The following is a 17,120-nucleotide window of genomic DNA, read 5'->3' as shown; positions in this document are numbered from 1 at the left end:
GCCCCCCTACCATAGACTTGTCTCGCTGATGCGCCGGGAAATCTGATTCACGACGACCAGCAGCACGAAGTTGATGACGGAATTGAACAAGCCGATCGCGGCGGAAAAGCTGTATTCGGCGTTCTGGATCCCGCTGCGGTACACATAGGTGGCGATGATGTCGGAGGACTCCAGATTCAGATTGTTCTGCATCAGCAGCACCTTCTCGAACCCGACACCCATGATGCTGCCGATGTTCAAAATCAGCAGGATGACGATCGTCGGCATGATGCCGGGGATGTTGATGTGCCAGATCCGCTGAAGCCGGGTGGCGCCGTCGACGCGGGCCGCTTCATGCAGCTGGTTGTCAATCCCGGCCAGGGCGGCCAAATAAATGATCGAGCTCCAGCCCATCTTCTGCCACACGTCGGAGAGCACATACAGCGATTTGAACCAGGCGGGCTCGGTCATGAAATTGATCGGCTGGCCCCCGAACAGCTGAATGGCATGGTTGACCATTCCGTAGCGGGGCGACAGAAAAATCATCATCATGCCGACGACGACGACGGTAGACAGGAAATGCGGCGCGTAGGTAACGGTCTGCACGAATTTTTTGAATTTCTCGGCCCTCACCTCGTTCATCAGGAGAGCGAGGATGATCGGGATCGGAAACCCGACGGCCAGACTGTACAAGCCGATGCCCAGCGTATTTTTCATCAGCCGCCAGAAAAAATAGCTGTGAAAGAAACGCTCAAAATGGTCAAACCCGACCCACGGACTGCCCCAAATGCCTTTCGTCGCGATAAAGTCCTTGAAGGCGATCTGGATGCCGTACATGGGAATGTACTGGAACAGGATGTAATAAGCGATCACCGGAGAAATCAACAAATAGAGCTGCCAGTTGCGATAGATCCGGTTCCACTTCAATACCTTGCTTTTTTTGCCGGCTGCCGCCTGAACGGCGGGTTGTACTTGAATGTCAGCCATACGACATCACCTCGAATGAAGGATAGGATAAGCGCAAACCCTGTCATGACTGGGGGATCGCAAATAACGACCCATTTATATGTAATATAAAATGACATAACAGCAACGGGAGCTTCGTTTGGAGATGTGTCGCTCAAAGGAATGGAGTAGTTTGGATTATTTTTGGATAAAATACGATTTTTATTTGGATTATGTTTGGAGATAAGCAAATCATCTATAAGACAAAACCGGGGTATCCCGGGGAGTTATCGTTAAAGGGAGGAATGACACCATTTTCATAATTCCTTTATTTAAAGTAAATGAAAACGCAATCATCTAATATATAGCTTGCGGAAAGTTTGGATCCTGTTCACTCCAAAATAGTGAAAACCGATCCAAATATTGTTTGATTTTCCTCATCATAATATAGCTTTTTGGGGATGTCAAACATTATTTTGGATTAATTTGGTTTCAAAACCGCTCTGTTTTTGATTAAAAATGCAAAAAAGCACCTGCCGGATCTGGTCTCCAGCCGATGCTGCCTATAAATTTACGTTATTATCATGTAATATTATATTACAGTAAAAGTTATTTCCTGCTGTAACTGGACGACTCTCTGACGATTAATGAACAGGACAGCAAAATCTTGGTCCCTGCCGGATAGTGTCCGTCCAAATAGTCGACAATCGATTTCGCGGCGACCCGGCCGATTTCGTGTTTGGGCACCGAAACCGAAGTCAACGGAGGTGTTGTATATTGGGCGACATCGATATTGTCCATGCCGACGATGGCAATATCCTGCGGGATCCGGCCTTCATGCTCCACAACGGCCCGCATCGCCGGGATCGCCAGCATGTCGCTGGCGCAGAAGATTGCCGTCGGCCATTCCGCTTTCGGAAGCCGGCCCAGCAGTTCGCTCACCCCGCTGTAGCTGCGGTCCACGTTCCAGCCTGTATTGATCAGCCAGTCCTGGCGCAGGTCAAGTCCCTCCTCCAGCATGGCGAATTTATACCCGACAAAACGCTCCTCGCTCTCCATCTGCCTGGAATAGGCAGGACCACCGATAAATCCGATCCGCGTATGTCCCTGTTCGATCAAGTGGCGCACGGCCGCCCGTGAGGAGAAAATCCGGTCGCAATCCACGACGGGCACCGACAACCGGTCGTCGTTCAGACTCACGCCCAGGATGGCGATCCCTTCCTTCTGAATCAGTACGAACAGTTCCTCGTCATACCAGCTGATGGCCACGACGCCCTGCGCCCCGGTTTCCCTCAGCATCTGCTTCAGCCGCTCGGCATCCGACACTTCCTCCGATAAGCGGACCATCGCCGGCGGCTGCCCCATCTCTTCCATCTTTTCATGGAAGCCGGCCAGCACCTTGGAGAAATACGGGTGATCGTCCATCAGATGCTGGGGAACGATGCAGGCGATCCGCTTCGTCTCCACAGCCTGCTGCGCCGCGCCTTTCGGCGATCCGTGCCATTTGTACCCCAGCTCTTGGGCCGCTTCCCGGATCTTCTGCTTCGTTTCCTCGCTGACCGGCCGGCTGGTGTCATTGCTGATCGCCCGGGAGACGGTAGAAATGGACACACCTACCCGTTCGGCAATATCTTTTAGCTTCGCCAATCCAAGTCCCTCCTCTGCAAATTTTGGCTCCAAATTTTACAACCGCAAACTGATCATATCATAAACCCGCAAAATGCGTGGCGTCAAAATTGTACGCGGCGGTCTCCCCCAAAAATGAACCCCATGCAAAAAAGGCTGTTCCGGAAACGGATGAATCCGCTTCGAGAACAGCCCGTACTGCCGCTATCTGTCGTAGGTGACCACATAATTTTGAAGGCCGGTATGATAGTAACCGATGCTGTATTCGATGACCTGGCCCAGCTCGTCATAGGAGTAACGCAGCCTTTTGAGAACCGGGGTTCCTCCATTCAGGCCAAGCGTCTTTTGCACATGTTCCGGCGGGACAGCCACCGTAAACTCATCCCGCAGATTGCCAAGGGGAATATCCCGTCCCTCGAGCCATTCGTACAGAGACATAGTGTTCAGGTCTTCCATATCCACCTCGCCGGCATCCGGGGTTACATAATGCGTGTAATAAATGTACGGCCGGTCATCGAGGAAATACACCCGCTCCAGCAGCAGGCTGGTCTCTCCCAGCAGCCGCCAGGCTTCCGACGATTCGTCATTGGTCACGCGTTTGACCTGAAGCCACAGCTTCCGGATCTGATGCCCTTCCTCCACCAGCACTTCCGTGAAATGCTTCCACTTGGCCAGCTTGGATACCGATGTATTGCGGATAACCTTCGTTCCCCGGCCGCTGCCCTTCTCCAAAAAGCCCTCGCTGACCAGCTCCGAAACGGCGGCCCGGATCGTAATTTTGCTGACCGCAAATTCCTTCTCCAGCTGCGGCTCCGAGGGGATATTTTCCCCTTTGGGGTACACGCCGTGCAAAATCCGTTCCTTCAAAATATGCTTGATTTGTATGTACAACGGCCTATCTTTGCGGGATAAGCTCACAGCAGCTCCACTACCTTTCTACGTCACCTGCGGATGCTGTCATCGCCCTCAGAATGTCCTGCGCGGTGGACATCGGCGTATCACCCGCCACCGTATGGGCCAGCATACCGGCGGCCGCAGCATAACGTACCGTCGTCTCCGGCGGCAGACCTTCCAGCTCGCCATGGATGATTCCGCTGGCAAAAGCATCTCCAGCCCCTATTCTATCATAGACGGCGAAAGTCAGCAGGTCCGAATACGCAAATTGTCCGCCGCTCAGCACAAATCCTTGCAGCGAATGCGTATTGTCGCCGTTCACAGAGCGGTGGGTCCCGGCGACCGTGCGGATGCCGAACGTCCGGGCGGCAAGCGGAATCAGCTCTTCCAGCTGCTCCCGACGCGTTTGCTTCTCCGTGCGGAGGCCAAGCGTCAGCATGGCGTCCCGCTCGTTCATCAGGACGACGTCCGCCAGGCGGAGCATCTCCTCATAATGCGGCCTTGCCCGGTCATATCCGTCTTCCCCCCACAGGGATGGACGGTAGTTGCAGTCAAATATGACCGTGCCGCCCTGCTGCTTCACCGCCCGGGCGAGAGCCTTCATATGGGCGCGCACCCCGTCGTTCATGGCCAGGGCGATCCCGCAGAAGTGGACGGCGTCCACCTTACCCGCAATACCGGCGAAATCATACGTTCCCTCCGGAGCGGTGTTGAAGCTGCTCTCCAGCCGGTTCGTATAGGTGACCCGGCTCGGGCGGACGCCAAAGCCGTTCTCGAGAAAGTACATCCCGAGGTACTTGCCGCCCCGGCCGGCACAGGACAGGTCGATGCCGAGCTTGCGGAGATAAGCCGCCGCCGCATCGCCCAGCGGATTGTCCGGCAGGCGGGTCACGAGCATGCCTTCATGGCCCATGCGGGACAGCGCGGAAGCCACGTTGACTCCGGTGCCGGAGAACGTGTAATGCAGCGTCCCGGACTGGGACAGCAGTTCAACTCCGGGAACCGTCAGGCGCATCATCACTTCCCCGAAAGCCGCGATGCGCTTAGGCATAATCGTCCGCCAGCTTCTTCATAATTCCGGTCAGCGTCCGCACATGCATGATGTTGGTATTGCCCGTATCCTTGTCGATAATGGAAGAATACACATGTGGAATGACCTGCGGCACGCCGCCTTCCAGTGCGATGCGCAGGATCGCTTCGAAATTGTCCATGTCGATGCCGCCGGTCGGTTCCAGGGCAAAGCCTTCCGCGGCGCATGCCTTCACGACTTCACGATACTCATCCTCGCGGGATAGCCCCTGCATCGGGAAATACTTGAGCGCATTCCCGCCCATGTCGCGCACCAGCGCGATCGCTGCCGCTACGGGCACGATGGCGGGCTCGGACTGCGCCGCGCTGAACGGGCCGGTCGAAATATTGACATAGCCCGGGCGGCCGCATGGCGATACAAGGCTGTTGATCCAGCTGTCCTTCGCCCCCAGGTTCGCCCGGGTCGCGCCAACAGCCGGGAAAACCTGATTGATGTGGCTGCCGGGGTAATGCTTGGCGATCTCCGCCACCACCGCGGCCTGGCGGTTGTCCCCGGCCCCAAGCCCGATCGACACCGCCTCGTCTATAGCCTCGCCGTACTGCTTCATCGCCGCCACAGCTTCTTCCACGCTGGCGTAGTTCTTCGACAGCACGCCGACAAGCACATGGCCTTCGGCCGCTTCAAAAATATCCTTGGCGTTCGCGATATCCTTCGCCAGTACGTTCAGGGCGACGCGGCCCTTATACCATCTCTTTTCCATATGGGACATCTTTTAATTTCCTCCTGTCAATTCACGGATCCGCGATTCAATCACCGTCATGTCATCGCCCATCAACGGCCTTGGATCGATATCAAAATACCCCTGTCTTACGCCGTAATCCCGGGTATAAATCGCAATGCCGCCCTGCCTCAAGCCGTCGTTCACATCCTTGGCGGTCGTTCCCGCCTGCTGCGGATCGATCTGCACCCGCGCCCGGTAAATGGCCCGGCCGGCCTCATCCTGCACGATCGTCACCCGGACCCCGGGAATGTCGTTCAGCGGCATCAGCGCCTGCAGTGAAGCCTTCTCCTCCTCGCTCCGATCCGCTTTAAACATATATTCGTCCAGTGCCTGCAGCAGGCCGAACGACGTTTCCTTCCCCACCTTCATGCTTCGTCCAATACCGTGCAGCTGGACCTTCACCCACTCGATATATTCCCGTTTACCGGCCACAATGCCGGAGGTCGGCCCTTCGATCGCCTTGGAGCCGCTGTAAATGGCCAGGTCTGAGCACTTCACGTACTTCTGAAAATCTTCTTCCGCCGCAGCGTCCACGATCATCGGTACGCCGGCCCGCTTGGCAGCTTCCCAGGCTTCTTCAACGGAGATCATGTTTTTTTGTACGGCATGATGCGATTTAACGTATAAGATGGCGGCCGTGTTGTCCGTCACCGCGTCCTCGATATGCTCCCTGCGTCCCTCATTGGCATATCCGACCTCGACCAGCTTGCCGCCGCCGAGATAGACCATCGTTTCCACCGGAGCGCCGTACTGCACGTTATGACCTTTAAGAATGATAATTTCGTTTTTGGCGATCGGCTCCTTATGCAGCTGCTCGCTCCGGCGGCGGTTTCCCTGTGTAACCATGCCGGCCACCGACAAGGCGATGCCGCTGGACGCCGAGTTGACGATGACCGCCGCCTCCGAGCCGAGAACTCCGGCAATATAATCGCCCGCCTTATCCACCAGGTCAGCGATTTCCACATAGCTCTGTCCGCCCTGCTTCATCGCTTCCATGACCGTGTCCGTCGGCGCGGACACGCCAAGGATGCTCATCCGTCCGCTGGCATTGATGACCCGCTTCAATCCGTACTTAGAAAACAATGAATTCTCCATGAATGATCACTCCTTTGGTAGTAATGACTTGCTCAGCCGTTCTATGCACGCCCCCGGAATCCACAAGCTGAACGGGTTCGCCGCTCACCGTAAAGAGGCTCAAATTCGCCTCGTCACCGACCTGGATCCGGCCGAGCTCGGGTCTGCCAAGCCACTGCGCCGCACGGACCGTGACCCTGCTGATGGTTTCCTCTAGAGAATACCCCAGGCTGAGGAACTTGGAAAGTACATTGGCCAAACTGTACACGGGACCGTTCAGCCGGTTGCCCCGGTAAATATCCGTGCTGATCGTATCCGGATGAATACCGTGCCGTTTCGCCTCTTCAGCCACCTGGAAGGAGAAGCTCGCAGTTCCGTGCCCCACGTCCAGATGAACACCGCGCCGTACGGCGTCGGTGAGCACTTTCAGCGGGCGGCCGTCAGGGTTAAACAGATTGTTGCTCTTGCCGTTTAAATAGTGGGTGATGATGTCGCCCTTCTCCAGAAGGGGAATCACGTCGCGGATATCCGGCGGCGCCGAGCCGATGTGCACCATCAGCGGCAGACCGGTATCAGCCGACAAGCTCCGGGCAAGGCGCAGCGGTTCCAGCCCGCTCTCCTTGACGACGCTCCGGCTGATTCGCGCCTTCAGCCCGACAATCAGGTCCGGATATGCCTCCACCGCCTCGATCGCTTTGCCGCGGTCGATCCATTCCAGCCGGGACAGCTCATCCACCCGTTTCAAGCCGATCCGCGAAATGTTCAGGAAGGCGAGCAGATTCGTCTTGGCTGAACGCCCGCTTGCAGCCAGATCGGCAATCCGGTCGGCCCCGCAGCTTCCTGCGTCGACGATCGTCGTGACTCCCTGCTTAATGCCGATTTCGTCAATGTCATCACCGTAAGGGTCAAATTCGGGAAAGGCGTGCACATGCATATCGATCCAGCCGCTCGACACGTAAGTGCCCCGCCCGTCCCAAACGGCTTCGCCATTCCCCTCACCGGCAGCCGTTATGCCGGCGATGACGCCCTTGGATATGACGATGTCGATCTCTTCTCCGCTCACAAGCTTTACTTGGCGGAGTACGGTAGTATGCTCCATGTCATCACCTGTCTTTTTATTATAACGTTATAATGTTTAATGTAGCACGGAACCAACGCCAAGTAAATATAACATTATAATGTTTAAGGCGAGCGGCCTTATCCAAAAAAATCAAAAGGAAAGTTGTAGATTCGCAGCCCGCCGTCATAGATAATAGGATCAGACAACGATGATCGTCGTGCATTCTAAGAAGCAAGCCCCCATGAGTAGGTATTTTTTATTGCGATACAAGGAAGCCGGCCTTAAAACGAAGCGTTTCCGATGGAACCGCCGTAATATACTCCGTAAGATATGGAAAGGGGAAACGGCCATGAAGCTGACCTTGGTAAGGCTTACCGCCTACGGGCTGGATTTTATCATGCTTGCGTTTGTGCTTGTCGGCCTCCAGCTGGCGGCCTATCATCTGACCGGAGGATTCCCGTTTGACCGGCTGGACAAGGGCTATCAGATCGAATACTGGGTGCTCGCCACCATGTCTTTCCCCGTGTGGATGTATTTTATCGTGTCGGAGTATTTTTTCGGGGCAACGTTAGGCAAAAAGCTGCTGCGGCTCTCGGCGACCCGCAAGGACGGAGGGCGCATTTCCTTCATCCAGGCCGCCGGCCGGACCTGGCTCAAACTGCTGCCATGGGAGCTGACCCATCTGATCATCTTGGTACCCGACCCCTGGTGGGACGTCCCGGAGCCGCCGTCTCCCGCATGGATTCTGATCCCGAACGGGATGATCCTGCTGTACATCTTGTTCCTGCTGCTTAACCGTGGATTACGAGCGCTTCATGATATTCCCGCCGGCACTTCCGTCCGTTACTCCCCCCGCTCCTCGAGGGTCAAATGACGACAACGTCTCCTCACCATACTGAATATTTGCATAACGATCTGGCGTGGTTTCGTTTCTTCGTTAACAAGGAACATCAAAACACGATGTCGAATAAGAAAAATAGGTCCATCACATTTGCCAATTTACTGTAAAAAGAGACAAACTCTAAACTCCGACATACATTTTTTCAGCATGGCTATGTTGATAGTGATATTTGAGAGCATAGCTTCTAAAGCTGTATAACATTATGGCCGAAAATGGTAACTCTTGAATGAGGGGATAGTGCGCATGTCACAGGACAATATTCGATATGAACAAGTGAAAATCATTTGTGCAGAAGATTGTGGAAACGCGCCAAAAAAACAATTTCTCAGAGCGTTTCATGTTGCCCTTGTTTGCAACGATATTGGCTTTTTCATGGAGAACATTACAGAAGAGATCCAATGGAATGTTATCGGCAGCCATGTATTACAGGGTAAGGATCAAATTTTTGGAATGATTGAAAAATGGAATCATAAAACGCCGACGGAGTTAGTGATTAACAACATCATCACGCACGGATACTCCGGCTCTTTAAATGGGATCCTAAACTTCGAAAACAATGCTAGCTGCGCTTTTTGTAATATTTATCGTTTCAATAGCAGTTTAAACAAAACAAAAATCAAGGAAATTACTTCTTTTATCATAGACATTTCTAAATAACACACACGAGAAAAAACGGACCACGCCATTTGGCATGATCCGTCTTCCTTAATGGCTATCGTTTTGCCGGCGTGCTCGCAATGGTACGGCCCACTTGCGTCAAAATGTCGGACATGGACCGGGCATCGTGCACGTCATAATCTTCAATGTTCAAGCGCAGCACCGGGCAGGCATGAAATCCGTTAATCCACGCGGAATACCGTTCATGCATTTCTTCCCAGTAAGATACGTCGGTCTGGATCTCCATATCGCGGCCGCGCTCCCGGATTCGGGACAGAATGGACGGCAGGCTCCCTTCGATATAGATCAGAACGTCCGGATGCGGAAAATAAGGCGTCATCACCATCGCCTCGAAGAGACTGGTATATGTACGGAAGTCCGTTTCCGACATCGTGCCCTTATCCGCATGCATTTTGGCGAAAATCCCGGTGTCCTCATAGATGGAACGGTCCTGGACAAAGCCCCCGCCCAGTTCGAACATACGCTTCTGCTCTTTAAACCGCTCGGCCAGGAAATAGATTTGGAGATGGAAGCTCCAGCGCTCAAAATCATGATAGAACTTCTCCAGGTACGGATTGTCGTCCACCTGCTCCAGCGAGGTTTTAAAGCCAAGTGAACCGGCCAGCGCCGCCGTCAGCGTCGATTTGCCGGCGCCCACTGTGCCCGCCACTGTAATAACCGCATGTTCCGGGATATTATATGGATTCATACACAAGCTCCTTTATTTGCGAGGCTATCGTTTCAAATTGTTCCTCATTTTTGACGAAATCAACTTCGTCCCCATTAATCGTCAGCAGCACCGTCGAAGCTTCGTCCGAGCCGGCACCGAGCTTGTCCATCGCGGCATCATAGTCTTCGATCAGCTGCCGGAGATAGGCCGGATCCATGCCTTCTTCAAAAGGGCGGCCCCGCCGGGCGATCCTTTGCAGCAGCGTATCCAGGCTCGCCCGGATATAGATAATGACGTTCGGCTTCGGCAGATCGCCGGTCAGCACCTGATAGATTTGCCGGTACTTCTCCCGCTCGACGTCGTGCAGCGTTCTTTCGCTGAAAATTAAATTTTTATACATATGATAATCGGAGATAACCGGCTGTCCTTTGCCGATATAACCGTTCACGGTGTTCGTGAGCTGCTTGTACCGGCTGCACAGAAAAAACATCTCGAGCTGAAAGCTCCAGTCATCCATATTCTCGTAAAATGACTCGATGAACGGATTTTCCTCCACAATTTCCTTCACCACCGGAAAGCCCAATGTGTTCGCCAGCATCGCAGCCAGCGTGGTTTTCCCCGCTCCAATGGGCCCTTCAACGGCGATAAACGGCACCTGTTTCATAAATGGTGTGACTCCCTCCCTACGGTATGGCAAAAAAAACGACTTCCCTATTGTATCACAGCATCGTCCGTTTGCTAGAAGAACTTTTCTTGAAATCATATCCTATAGCTGCGCAGGTTTATGCAGGCCGCTGAAGGCCTGGAGAGGCAGTCCTCCGGTCCCGGTTGACGGGCATACCGACATAACACTATAATTTGTAGTGTAAAGGGAGTGCGCTGTATGAAGATGAACAAGTTCAATTATCAAGGACAGGGATTGGAGCGATTCTTCGGACCGCTTGAAGCCAAGATCATGGACGTGATCTGGAGCCGCCTGGAGGCGGTGACCATCAAGGAAGTGAACGCCAAGATCAGCGAAGACAAGCCCATGAGCTTCAACACGATCATGACGGTCATGAACCGGCTTGTTGACAAGGGCGTTCTGCAGAAGAAGCTTCAGGGCAAATCCTACGTGTACAGTCCCGTTCTGACGAAGGAGCAGTTTCTGGAGGAACAATCGAAAGAGCTGTCCTACGATCTGGTCAAGGAATTCGGTTCCCGGGCCGTCGCCCATATGATCGATGCGATGGAACAGGTGGACCCCGACCTGCTCGACCAGCTTGAGAAGCAAATCAAACAATGGAAAAAGGATCGGTAAGCCATGTGGGAAAAGCGATCGAAAGGGATGCTCGCCTTTGTTATGCTGACAGCCGGATTGGTCTATGCACAGATGACGCTGTTTGTGGTTCAATTTATTTTCCATGTCCGGATGCCGGCGAACCTCTTTAATGTCTGCATTGAATTATTGCGCTTCATCGGGTTCCCGGTCCGGATCAATGTCATGCTGTTTTTGCTGCTTACCTCGCTCCTGCTATCGCTTGCCGTCTGGCTCCGGGAAGGCATCGCTTCGATCCGCTGGAGGAAGCTTCTGCACCGCTGCCTGGACCCCGACTTATCGCAGGCGATCGGTGAAGAGCACGGTCTTGGTCCTCAAGCTTTAACGGTGATCGATCACCCGGATCAGGTAGCCATGACGGTGGGACTCCTGCGGCCCCGCATCGTCATATCGACGGGCCTCATCTGCGAGCTGAGCGAAAGCGAGCTTGCGGCCGTCATGGCTCACGAGAAGTACCATTTGAGCGAAAAGCATCCGCTTAAAATTTTTCTGCTGATGCTGGTCGGCACCACGTTCTGGTACATACCGATCTACCGCTGGCTGATCGGCAAATACAAAATGCTGATTGAACTGATGGCCGACCGGCAGGCTGTTCACGCTACCGGGAGCGTCGCTGATCTCGGCAGCGCCCTGCTCGTCATGCTGAAGCGCGGGACATCCGCGGCGCTGGTACCAAGCAGCGCGTCGTTTGCCGACAACGCGATCAATCTGCGCCTGAAACTGCTGGTGGATCCGCACTTTAAACCGCCGCTGCGTCCGCCGCTCATCCCCTGCATCGTTTCACTGTTCGCATTCGTCTTTGTCGTATTTGGCATAGGATGATGCCGTAAAACAACGCCTTGCCGTTTCATATCAGGCAGTGGCGTTTTTTCGGAATATCAAAACTACATTATGTAGTGTAAATCTATCCAGAGGAGGAATGGGTATGAATGACTTATGGGATAACAAACATTTTATCATTACGCATTTTCCGATCGTGCTCCTGCTGTTCAGCTTGCTGTTTGATCTGGCCGCACTGATCTGGAAAAAGCGGGAATGGCATTCCGCAGCCCTGATCTGCCTTATCATCGGTACAGTCAGCACAGTCGGTGCGGTATTGACCGGACCGAAAATGATGCGTAATCCGAACGTAGAAACTCATGCAATGTACGGCGTCTATACGATGTATTTGGCGATCGCGCTGTGCATCGTCCGCGGAACAATTTGGCTCTGGAAAAAACGGGACATCGGCAGGAACCCGCTGTACATCGTGGTGACCCTCGCGGCCGTCGTCCTGGTAATGTATACCGCTCACCTCGGAGGAGAGATGGTGCACCGTCCGTTCGAGCCCGGGCAGTTCCCTCAGGGACAGATGCGCAGCGGCCAGGGCCAAGGAACGCCTGCCGGGATGCCGGGCGGGCCGGGTGTGCCCGGGGACCAAGGCGGCCAGCCGCCGGCAGCCGGAAGCTCCGGCGCATCCGGATCGGATTCGGCGGGGTAAGTTCCCTTTTTCCGCCCGGCTTCACTCCCCTTTAACGGCAAAACAGCGGTCACCGGAGCATCCGGTTGAGACCGCTGTTTTTGGGTATGACGATCCATGCAGTTGAAGATTCCGCTCACCGTGCCGGATGATCTGCTGCAGGCTGCTTGACGCGCTCTTTGCTTCCGTCCTTCCCCGTTTTTCCGTTTGGACTCGGCTTGGCACGGGGGCCGGCTGGCCCGTCATTGCCCGCCTGCTTTTCACCCGGTTTTGCTCCCGGCCCGGTTTCCGCTTTAGGCGGCGGTTTGGCCCCCGCGGGAACCTGCTTTGACTGGGATTCCAGCTTGACACCGGGCCTGGCGGGCAGACGCTTCACGTACCGGTCCGACAGCCCCATCCGCTTTTGAATAAATTCAAAGTCCGGGCGATACCGCTCGACGTTCTGCACCGGCAGCAGCGTTCGGAGATCGTATGCTTTTCCGTCCTCAAAACCGTTTTTTCCAGCGACAAACACGATGTCGTCATTAAAAAAGGAGCCGGCCGGCATATAATACCTCGATCCGACAATATTGTGATCGACGTTGGCCAAATCATGGCCGAATGCGGTAAATTTCTCCTGTTTCAAATCAATGCCCATCACATTGGCCACAGTGGGCAGAATATCGACCTGCCCTCCGGTCCGCTCGATTCTCTTGCCTTCGCGCTGGCCGGGCAGATGGATGATCAGCGGTACGTTGTAGGTACTGATGTGTTTATGGTACGGAATACCGAGCGCTTTGCTGACGGTGGCGGGGCGATGATACCTTTTATGAAGGCCGAAATGGTCCCCATAGATCACGACTACGCTGGTATCCCAGAGCCCCGACTTTTTTAGCTTGTCGATAAAGGTCCCCACTGCGTAGTCAGTATAGTTAACGGCCGTCAAGTAGTCGCCCAGGCGCTGATCGGCGAAGTCGTCGGGGAGATGAAGACGCTTGTCGGCTTCTTTGATTTTATAGGGAGAATGGCTCGTCACGGTGACGAATTGGGCGTAGAACCGCTTGTCCAGCTTTCGGATTGTTTTCATTTTACGGATACCGACCCGGAACAATTCCTCATCCGACGCCCCAAACCGGCTGAATTTGACCTTGTTGAAGTAGGGCTTGTCATAATATGCGTGAAACCCCAGCGCCGGATACATTTGATCCCGGTTCCAGAAGGTCACGTCATTGACATGGAACGTAGCCGTCACGTAATTTTCCCTGCCCATCAGCTTGGCGAGGCTCGGCAGCTTTCGGTCTGCATACGTTGTAGACATGGCAGAAAATCCGATAGGGTAGATCGACGTGCTGGCCGCAAACTCGGCGTCGGACGTATTGCCTACCCCGATTTGCTGGAATATGTATGGAAAATACAAGCTTTCTTTGGACAGCTGTTTTAATACCGGCGCTACCCGCTGCCCCTGAACTGACGCATTCAGCACAAAATTTTGAAAGGATTCCAGCTGAACAATAATGAGATTTTTGCCCTTCCCGGCCCCCCAATAGGACCTGGCGCTGCCCTCGGAAGGCTCCCCAAACGGATAGGTCCGGTCGAGCTCCTCGAGCATTTCGGGAATCGTTTTCTCGCGCTGGGGCTTAACTTCTTTTTGTGTCATCGAATGCGGCTTGGTTTGAGGTTGCAGCTTACCCGGAAGGTTCCGGTAGAGCAGGACCGCGCCTGCGATCAATGCAGTCGACAGGGCGGCGGCAATATAACGGGCATAACGAGACTTGAATCGGTTCATCAGCTCTTTAACCACTCCAAGAAGCAAAATATGGCGGTCAATCCTGGACCTGTTATAGGGTGTCCCATCCTGCCCGATTGAATCCCGGATCTGCGAAAAAAATCAAAAAAACCCTTGGCATTCAAGGGTTTGGACTTCTATACCGCCCCGGGACTAGGACAATCATTACAGCGTTTCGGCAGCCTGGCTGAGCCAAGCCGACAGCTGGCCGGCATCAAATGAGTCCCCTTTGCGCAGCTTCATCGTTTTCCTTTCCGCCGGTCCGTCAAACATGCCTTCCGGAAGGTCCAGCCCTTCCGCATTAAAGATCGTAAAGCTGACCGCATCCTTCGAGGTTGAGATGACGGCAGCGTATTTCCCGTTTTTCAAAAAATGGGGTTTCTTGTACTGAATGCGCTCGCTCACGTCCGGCAAGGCCTGATGGACCACTTCACGCAGACGGGTGGACAGCTCATGCTGCCACGGTTCTCTTAACGCCTCAATATAATCAACGACTTCCTGATTCATTTGTGATTTCGCTCCTTTGTCATCTTTGGATGGTTAGCCTAAATAAATTTGTGCATCTGATTCAACATCCGGACCTGCTCCTGCAGGTCGGCTTCCAGGGCCAAAACCCTTGGATTTCGCTCTTCCTGTGCCCATTCCCTGAGCTCGCGGACGTCTACTTCGATGTCTTGACCGCCTGCAGGGACCGGCATCTTCATAGCCCATTCCACCGCCTCGGCCGCCGCTGCCGCCTCGATGACTACGTATCCCGCGATGAGCCGATGATCCAGCGGGAATGGACCGGGGCAGACCTCCGGATTTCCATCCCGTCCCGTAAGCCGGATCCGGACCCCGCTTGAACTGGGCTGAAGCTCCTCGGCAGCGAGAAGCTTCCCTGCCTGCGCCAACGTCTTGCGATATTGGGCCATCCCTTCCTCAAAACGGCGCGTGTGCGAAATACCGGCTTCGGAAAACCCGTTGGCCCTGACGATCAACATAAATCTCATGAACGTTTCCCTCCTTGTTGGAGGAAGACCGAAGGCCACGATTTTCAGCCCTTCTTTTCTTCCACCTGCTATGACGACGAATGGGAACGTCCTTAATCGACAAGCAGCATCAAAAATTATTCATTTTGTGTTCCGCGGCACGCCGCGGCACGCTTCAAGAGCAGCTCCTGCTCGCGACTGTTGCGGGTCATGGCGGCCGCCCGTTCGAATTCGGAGCGGGCTTCGTCCATTCTTCCGAGCTTGGCCAAAAGGTCGCCGCGGACGCTTGGCAGCAGGTGATACTCTTTCAAGGCAGGCTCGTGCATCAGTTCATCGACGAGCTGCAGTCCGAATGCCGGACCGAAAGCCATCGAAATGGCCACCGCCCGGTTCAGCTCGACGATCGGGGAAGGCGCCACCCTGGACAGCGCCTCGTAGAGGGCAGCGATGCGGGCCCAATCCGTGTCCGCTGCAGCGGGCGCCTGCGCATGACAGGCGGATATCGCCGCCTGAAGTGCGTAAGGACCGAGCGGGCGGCCCAGCTTCCGGCACCGCTCCAGCGCCGCCAGCCCGCGGCGGATGAGCAGCCTGTCCCACTGCGCCCGATTCTGGTCCATCAGCAGCACCGGCTCGCCGGAAGCGCTGACCCGGGTCTTGAAACGGGAGGACTGGATTTCCATCAAAGCCACCAACCCGTGAACCTCCGGCTCCTCCGGGGCAATCTCGGCCAGAACGCGTCCAAGCCGCAGCGCTTCCTGGCAGAGCAGCGGACGGAGCCAATGGTCTCCGTTCGTCGCCGAATATCCTTCATTAAACATGAGGTAGATGACCTCAAGTACGGCGCTCAAGCGCTCCTGCAGCTCCTCTCCTGCCGGAACCTCAAAAGGAACCTTGCGGCTGCTTAAGGTTCGTTTGGCGCGGACGATCCGCTGGGCGATGGTGGATTCTGCCGTCAGAAAGGAACGGGCGATTTCATCCGTGGTCAGGCCGCATAACAGGCGAAGCGTCAGCGCGACCCTGGCCTCCCGAGACAGCACCGGATGGCAGGTCATAAAGATCAGACGGAGGAGATCGTCGCCGATCTCCCCGTCCATATTCCGCTCCAGGTCATCTTCAGTATACAATTCTGTTGTCTGCGCCATCTCCGCGTATTTCTCATCCCGAAGCTTGTTTCTGCGCAGCAGATCGATGGCCTTCCGTTTGGCCGCCGTCATCAGCCAGGCGCCGGGATTGTCGGGAATGCCGCTTTCCGGCCACCGCTGGAGGGCGATCACCAGGGCGTCCTGGGCCAAATCCTCGGCCAGGCCCACATCCCGGACCATTCGCGTCAGGCCGGCGATCAGCTTCGGGGATTCAATCCGCCAAATGGCGTCAATGGTCCGGTGCGTTTGGGATGAAGTCACGCTTTTTGTTGCTCCTCCAGCTGCTGCCGGAGCGCGTTGTCCTTGGCGATGGCTTCAGGGTTATCCGTCAGGTCCTCCATTTCAAACACCTGTCTCAGCTCAATTTGACCCTGGCCGTATCCGTGCGGATCCGGCATCCGCAGCGCCCACTCGATCGCTTCCTCCCTCGATTTGACTTCGATCAGGGTGTAACCCGCGATCATCTCCTTGGCTTCGGTGAACGGCCCGTCAACCACTTTCGGCTTGCCTCCGGGTTCCGGATAGGAGATACGGATCGCACTGGAGCTAGGATGCAGGCCATCGGCCCCGAGCATGACACCGGCTCTGGCCAGTTCTTCGTTATAACGCTGCATGGCTTCAAGTAACTCCGGACTTGGCAGAACTCCCGCTTCAGAATCGGTAGTCGCTTTGACGATCATCATAAATCTCATATTTTTATTCCTCCTTGGATTGGGTTGAAGCCTCCGCCGTGCTCTTCACAGCTTCCCTGATTCAGCTTCTATCATTTCGACGAACGGGAGAGACTGAAATCGACATCAGCGCTGCATTTTTTTATAATTTTTTATTTCTTTTGGTCTGGATCGTTC

The 17,120-nt window shown here is 54.7% G+C and carries 19 protein-coding genes; 5 read left to right on the top strand and 14 right to left on the bottom strand.

Annotation, left to right across the window (positions count from 1 at the left end; all coding sequences use genetic code 11):
- Positions 1–6: 6 nt before the first annotated feature.
- The 7 genes from FHS19_RS01755 to FHS19_RS01725 form a co-directional block, all read right to left on the bottom strand.
- Positions 7–966: an ABC transporter permease gene (locus FHS19_RS01755; RefSeq protein ID WP_183577768.1), complete on the bottom strand. Its 960-nt coding sequence runs from the start codon at positions 964–966 to the stop codon at positions 7–9.
- Between the two features lie 567 nt (positions 967–1,533).
- A complete protein-coding gene (locus tag FHS19_RS01750) occupies positions 1,534–2,571 on the bottom strand; it encodes a LacI family DNA-binding transcriptional regulator (RefSeq protein ID WP_183577765.1) in 1,038 nt (345 codons plus the stop codon).
- 183 nt (positions 2,572–2,754) lie between these two features.
- Entirely contained in the window at positions 2,755–3,468 is a 714-nt protein-coding gene (locus FHS19_RS01745; protein ID WP_183577762.1) for a GntR family transcriptional regulator, read from the bottom strand.
- A 10-nt stretch (positions 3,469–3,478) separates the two neighbouring features.
- Positions 3,479–4,495, bottom strand: a complete 1,017-nt coding sequence (locus tag FHS19_RS01740) for a sugar kinase (RefSeq protein WP_183577759.1) — start codon at positions 4,493–4,495, stop codon at positions 3,479–3,481.
- A complete protein-coding gene (dagF, locus tag FHS19_RS01735) occupies positions 4,488–5,243 on the bottom strand; it encodes a 2-dehydro-3-deoxy-phosphogluconate aldolase (RefSeq protein ID WP_183577756.1) in 756 nt (251 codons plus the stop codon). Before dagF ends, FHS19_RS01740 begins: the two co-directional genes overlap by 8 nt.
- Before the next feature lie 3 nt (positions 5,244–5,246).
- Complete coding sequence (locus tag FHS19_RS01730) at positions 5,247–6,350, bottom strand: DgaE family pyridoxal phosphate-dependent ammonia lyase (RefSeq protein ID WP_183577753.1); 1,104 nt, start codon at positions 6,348–6,350, stop codon at positions 5,247–5,249.
- Positions 6,328–7,428: an amidohydrolase/deacetylase family metallohydrolase gene (locus FHS19_RS01725; protein ID WP_183577750.1), complete on the bottom strand. Its 1,101-nt coding sequence runs from the start codon at positions 7,426–7,428 to the stop codon at positions 6,328–6,330. Before FHS19_RS01725 ends, FHS19_RS01730 begins: the two co-directional genes overlap by 23 nt.
- Positions 7,429–7,738: 310 nt before the next feature.
- On the opposite strand from FHS19_RS01725, the gene FHS19_RS01720 reads away from it, so the two are divergent.
- Together FHS19_RS01720 and FHS19_RS01715 are read left to right on the top strand one after the other, a co-directional pair.
- Positions 7,739–8,263 (top strand): RDD family protein, encoded by a 525-nt coding sequence (locus FHS19_RS01720; protein ID WP_183577747.1) that lies wholly within the window; start codon positions 7,739–7,741, stop codon positions 8,261–8,263.
- 270 nt (positions 8,264–8,533) lie between these two features.
- On the top strand, positions 8,534–8,947 hold the full coding sequence (locus FHS19_RS01715) for a nuclear transport factor 2-like protein (protein WP_183577744.1): 414 nt from the start codon (positions 8,534–8,536) through the stop codon (positions 8,945–8,947).
- A 55-nt stretch (positions 8,948–9,002) separates the two neighbouring features.
- Here FHS19_RS01715 and FHS19_RS01710 read toward each other — a convergent pair whose 3' ends face one another.
- Positions 9,003–9,656, bottom strand: a complete 654-nt coding sequence (locus FHS19_RS01710; RefSeq protein WP_183577741.1) for a deoxynucleoside kinase — start codon at positions 9,654–9,656, stop codon at positions 9,003–9,005.
- Positions 9,643–10,281: a deoxynucleoside kinase gene (locus FHS19_RS01705; RefSeq protein ID WP_183577738.1), complete on the bottom strand. Its 639-nt coding sequence runs from the start codon at positions 10,279–10,281 to the stop codon at positions 9,643–9,645. The genes FHS19_RS01710 and FHS19_RS01705 overlap by 14 nt, the downstream gene beginning before the upstream one ends.
- A 219-nt stretch (positions 10,282–10,500) precedes the next feature.
- Here FHS19_RS01705 and FHS19_RS01700 point away from each other — a divergent pair, with 219 nt between their 5' ends.
- From FHS19_RS01700 to FHS19_RS01690, 3 genes are all read left to right on the top strand, one after another.
- Positions 10,501–10,917 carry a BlaI/MecI/CopY family transcriptional regulator gene (locus FHS19_RS01700; protein ID WP_183577735.1) on the top strand — a complete coding sequence of 139 codons (417 nt, stop codon included), beginning with the start codon at positions 10,501–10,503 and terminating at the stop codon, positions 10,915–10,917.
- 3 nt (positions 10,918–10,920) lie between these two features.
- Positions 10,921–11,757, top strand: coding sequence for a M56 family metallopeptidase (locus FHS19_RS01695; RefSeq protein ID WP_183577732.1), 837 nt, complete (start codon positions 10,921–10,923; stop codon positions 11,755–11,757).
- 103 nt (positions 11,758–11,860) lie between these two features.
- Positions 11,861–12,415: a DUF2231 domain-containing protein gene (locus FHS19_RS01690; protein WP_183577729.1), complete on the top strand. Its 555-nt coding sequence runs from the start codon at positions 11,861–11,863 to the stop codon at positions 12,413–12,415.
- Positions 12,416–12,530: 115 nt separating this feature from the next.
- Here the strand turns inward: FHS19_RS01690 and FHS19_RS01685 are convergent, their stop codons facing one another.
- From FHS19_RS01685 to FHS19_RS01665, 5 genes are all read right to left on the bottom strand, one after another.
- Positions 12,531–14,159 carry an LTA synthase family protein gene (locus tag FHS19_RS01685; RefSeq protein WP_183577726.1) on the bottom strand — a complete coding sequence of 543 codons (1,629 nt, stop codon included), beginning with the start codon at positions 14,157–14,159 and terminating at the stop codon, positions 12,531–12,533.
- Positions 14,160–14,324: 165 nt separating this feature from the next.
- Positions 14,325–14,666, bottom strand: coding sequence for a DUF1801 domain-containing protein (locus FHS19_RS01680; RefSeq protein WP_183577723.1), 342 nt, complete (start codon positions 14,664–14,666; stop codon positions 14,325–14,327).
- Positions 14,667–14,704: 38 nt separating this feature from the next.
- A complete protein-coding gene (locus tag FHS19_RS01675) occupies positions 14,705–15,151 on the bottom strand; it encodes a YciI family protein (RefSeq protein ID WP_183577720.1) in 447 nt (148 codons plus the stop codon).
- 116 nt (positions 15,152–15,267) lie between these two features.
- The gene (locus tag FHS19_RS01670) at positions 15,268–16,533 is read right to left on the bottom strand and encodes an RNA polymerase sigma factor (protein WP_183577717.1); all 1,266 of its coding nucleotides are present in this window, start codon (positions 16,531–16,533) and stop codon (positions 15,268–15,270) included.
- Positions 16,530–16,964 (bottom strand): YciI family protein, encoded by a 435-nt coding sequence (locus FHS19_RS01665; protein ID WP_183577714.1) that lies wholly within the window; start codon positions 16,962–16,964, stop codon positions 16,530–16,532. Before FHS19_RS01665 ends, FHS19_RS01670 begins: the two co-directional genes overlap by 4 nt.
- Positions 16,965–17,120: the final 156 nt, after the last annotated feature.

Source organism: Paenibacillus rhizosphaerae (genome assembly GCF_014192015.1).
In the GTDB taxonomy this organism is placed as follows: Bacteria; Bacillota; Bacilli; order Paenibacillales; family Paenibacillaceae; genus Paenibacillus_AQ; species Paenibacillus_AQ rhizosphaerae.
The sequence above is the reverse complement of the archived record's forward strand: the minus strand, read 5'-3'. Positions and strand labels throughout refer to the sequence as shown.